Source organism: Mesorhizobium sp. M8A.F.Ca.ET.021.01.1.1 (assembly GCF_003998025.1).
Lineage (GTDB): Bacteria > Pseudomonadota > Alphaproteobacteria > Rhizobiales > Rhizobiaceae > Mesorhizobium.
The window spans coordinates 1-3,424 of sequence record NZ_RZSJ01000634.1 but is presented as its reverse complement, the minus strand read 5'-3'; the positions used below and the strand labels follow the sequence as shown (position 1 = coordinate 3,424).

The window sequence follows — 3,424 nt, the reverse complement described above, 5'->3', positions numbered from 1 at the left end:
GCGCCCACACCATCAAAGGCGAGTCCGGGTAGGTCAGCAGGCCACCAAGGCCGAGCGCGATCCCGTAGGGAACACCGGCCGACTCTTCCGCGAAATGCCGCAGGAATGGATTGCGTCCGGTGAAAACCGCCAGCGGCGATTTCCGGTAAAGCAGGATCGCGATCGTCAGAAGGCCGCCGATGATTGTCGAGGCGACAAGATATTCGACGAGCTGCACGTTGAGCCCCATCCACACGGCCGTGGCGGCCAGCAGCTTGGCATCGCCACCGCCCATGCCACCCAAGGCGAACAGGCCGAACGTCACGGCCAGGACGATGGCGCCGGCGGCGAAATGCCAGCCATAGGCCGCCCAGTCCATGCCCGTCAGCGGCGCCACCAGGGCGAAGACGACGACAAGCAGCACCGGCACGCGATTGGCGATCGTCATCGACAACATGTCGGAGATCGCGGCAAACAGCATGCAGAACGGAAAGACGACGAAGATCAGGGCTTCAAGCATCGGCGATTGTGCCTATTGTGCGGATTCCACAGAAACTCAATCTAGGCTGGTTCGATTAACGATTGATGAGGTCAGTGGTGAAAAGACGACTGTTCCGCCGCGGTCCGAAACAAGTAAAATAAAACAGGGGCCACCCTGTGGCGGCCCCTGTCCTGAATGCGATCCGATCGATCGGCAATAAGCAGATTAGCTGCCGCTGCTGTTCAGCGTGCTGCCGATCGAAGTGAACTTGGCGTTGATGGCATTGCCGAGTGCGCCGGCGCCGGTGATGATGGCGAGCGCGATGAGAGCGGCGATCAGACCATATTCGATAGCGGTCGCGCCGGATTCGTCCTTCACGAAACGTGCAAAAAGGTTAGACATTCGAGAGCTCCTACTCCACGTGTTACAGCACTTCCGTCAACTTCTGTGATGGTTGATCGGATGCTGCCAATCTAGGGAGAAGCTCTTTCGATCGGCTTAATAAACAGCCTTACCGATTCCTTTCCCGGCTCGAACCAAGTGCGTGGTTAACTCCATACTAAGCGCTGGCTAATGTTTCGTTTCGCGGGTCAACGCCGCAAAAGGCAAGGGCTTGGGGAAGCTTGCCACCCCCCGCGCCCATCCGGCCAGGCGGGCAGCCATGCCGACCGCTCCATCCGCCGGCGGCAAGCCCACTTAACCGTTGGTTCACCAATCTCGTTCATGTTCCGTTGAACAGTCCGCTTGCGTGGAGCGCCTTGATGGCCGTGCCGAGATCCTCAATCCTGATTGCCGCGCTTCTTGCCGCCGCCAGCTTGATTACACCCGCCAGGGCTGGCGCCGACATCGAAGTCACCATGAATCAGGCCAAGATCGTGAAACTGTCGCGCCCCGCCGACACGATCGTCGTGGGCAACCCGGCAATCGCCGACGCTTCCGTCCAGGATGCCTCGACGATCGTGCTCACCGGCAAGGGTTTCGGTGTCACCAACCTCGTCGTTCTCGACCAGGAAGGCAGCCCGATCGTCGACACACAGGTTACCGTGGTTCGCCAGGCAGCCTCGTCGGTTCGCATTTACCGCCGCGCGGATGTCCAGACCATGTCGTGCACGCCCTATTGCGAAAGCTCCTACAAGAGCGATGCGGAGAAATCGTCCGAAGCCGAGATGAGCGTCAGCAAATAGGCGGCACGGGAGCGCGCCATCGCCCAGGTTACCTGCTGGTTAAAACGCGCGCGCCGACTTTAACGATCATTCAAACCGGACCTCAATCGGTTTGGGTTAATACACCTGTCAGCACCGTCCAGGGATGGCAGGAACATCGCATGAGCATGGAACTCGGCTCGACAGATCAGCGCAAGGTGGAGCGTACCGGGCCTTTCCAACGCTTCGTGCGCGACCGACGCGGCAGCACGGCGCTGGAGTTCGCGTTGCTTGCCATACCGTTCGCACTCCTGGTGTTCGCCATCCTCGAGAGCTGCATCTCGTTTGCCAGCCAGGAGGTGATGGCCAACATCACCGACGATGTCGCGCGCCGGCTGCGCACCGGCCAGTTGAAGGCCGCGGACATCGCCGGGGACAATTTGAAGAACATGATCTGCGACAAGCTGGAAATCATCGTTTCCCAGGATTGTCCCAATCAGTTGAGCGTCGATCTTCGCCAATACACGACATTCGCCGACGCGGCCCTGGCCGGCTTCAGGATTCAGGGCGGTAATATTCAGCTGACGAAAAGTGGCGCGGATGTGCCCTTTACCGTCACGGCGGGTGCGGCGGAGTCAAGGAACATGCTGCGGGTCTTCTACAAATGGCCCATCATGACCAACCTGATGGCGCAGTCGATGGGAGGTAACAAAACCCTCCATTTCGCTTCGGTGACCTGGCAGAACGAGCCGTTCGACAATTGATGCCATCACGGAAGCAACAACAAGAAAAAAGGCAACGAGTATGATGCGTGCGGGGGCACATCTGGGAATTGCGGGGCTTTGGGGCAAATCAGCCCGATTCTGGTCCAATCGCCGCGGCGTCGCGGCGGTCGAGTTCGCGCTTATCGCGCCTGTCCTGCTGATCATGTATTTCATGACCATGGAGGCCTCGCAGGCCATCGAGACGAGCAAGAAGGTCAGCCGCATCGGCAGCATGGTCGCCGATCTCGTCACGCAACAGCCGACCATCGTCAAGGCGGACCTCGATGCCATCATGAAGATCGGCAGCGTAACCCTTCAACCCTACAACCGCTCGGTGCCGGACATCACCATCACAGCCATACAGGTCACCACCGATCCCACGCCAAAGGTGTTGGTGGTGTGGTCACGCAAGGTGACCAGTGGTGCATACAGCGTCGGTGCAGCGGCGGGCTCGACCACTACGGTTCCGACAGCGCTCAAGGTCGCCGGGACCTTTCTCGTCCGCGTCGACAGCACCCTGGGCTACCAGCCGATCGTCGGCTGGACGACAGACACCCAACAGAAGCTTGGGTTTATCGAGACGCTCGCCAAAGGCATGACGATGAGCGAAACATATTATCTGCGCCCCCGCAGAAGCGTCACGATCCCTTGCAGCGACTGCTGAGGGCTCATTGCCGCCCACCATCGACCGACACCATCCGCACGATGGCCTCCGCCGCAGCATAGTCCTTGGGAACCACGGGCATGAAGCCGCCGGCATGCCTCGCTTCCAGAAGGTCGTAGACATCCGGCGTCGTCGATTTGAGATTGGTGAGGAATACGGTCAGCCGGCGCTTGGCTTCCGGATCGAGATCGCTGCGTACCGCATGGGGGCCGTATCGCAGCAGACCCGACGTCCACACCGCCTGAGGGGCCGACGCCGAAAGGCCTGATGCGTCGAGCCTTGCCTGCGTGCCCCCGGCCAGTCGCGGCTGGCCGTCGGCCGCCGCCTTCACCCAGCCGAACATGGCGTCGGCCGCGCCTTCGACAAGCCTGGTTTCCGCCGCCGACGCCGCGGC

The 3,424-nt window shown here is 60.6% G+C and carries 5 protein-coding genes and 1 pseudogene; 3 read left to right on the top strand and 3 right to left on the bottom strand.

Annotation, left to right across the window (positions count from 1 at the left end; genetic code table 11):
* The coding region (locus EOA36_RS31175) for a prepilin peptidase (protein WP_127280727.1) at positions 1-499 on the bottom strand (499 nt) is incomplete at its 3' end.
* A gap of 186 nt (positions 500-685) precedes the next feature.
* Positions 686-862: a Flp family type IVb pilin gene (locus EOA36_RS31170; RefSeq protein WP_056569967.1), complete on the bottom strand. Its 177-nt coding sequence runs from the start codon at positions 860-862 to the stop codon at positions 686-688.
* Between the two features lie 359 nt (positions 863-1,221).
* Here EOA36_RS31170 and EOA36_RS31165 point away from each other — a divergent pair, with 359 nt between their 5' ends.
* The 3 genes from EOA36_RS31165 to EOA36_RS31155 all read left to right on the top strand — a co-directional run bounded on the left by EOA36_RS31165 (position 1,222) and on the right by EOA36_RS31155 (position 3,030).
* Complete coding sequence (locus EOA36_RS31165) at positions 1,222-1,644, top strand: pilus assembly protein N-terminal domain-containing protein (protein ID WP_127280726.1); 423 nt, start codon at positions 1,222-1,224, stop codon at positions 1,642-1,644.
* A 140-nt stretch (positions 1,645-1,784) separates the two neighbouring features.
* On the top strand, positions 1,785-2,366 hold the full coding sequence (locus tag EOA36_RS31160) for a TadE/TadG family type IV pilus assembly protein (RefSeq protein ID WP_127280725.1): 582 nt from the start codon (positions 1,785-1,787) through the stop codon (positions 2,364-2,366).
* Positions 2,367-2,406: 40 nt separating this feature from the next.
* Complete coding sequence (locus tag EOA36_RS31155; protein WP_127280724.1) at positions 2,407-3,030, top strand: TadE/TadG family type IV pilus assembly protein; 624 nt, start codon at positions 2,407-2,409, stop codon at positions 3,028-3,030.
* 4 nt (positions 3,031-3,034) lie between these two features.
* Here the strand turns inward: EOA36_RS31155 and EOA36_RS31150 are convergent.
* A pseudogene (locus EOA36_RS31150) lies at positions 3,035-3,424 on the bottom strand (PhnD/SsuA/transferrin family substrate-binding protein); the annotation flags it as partial.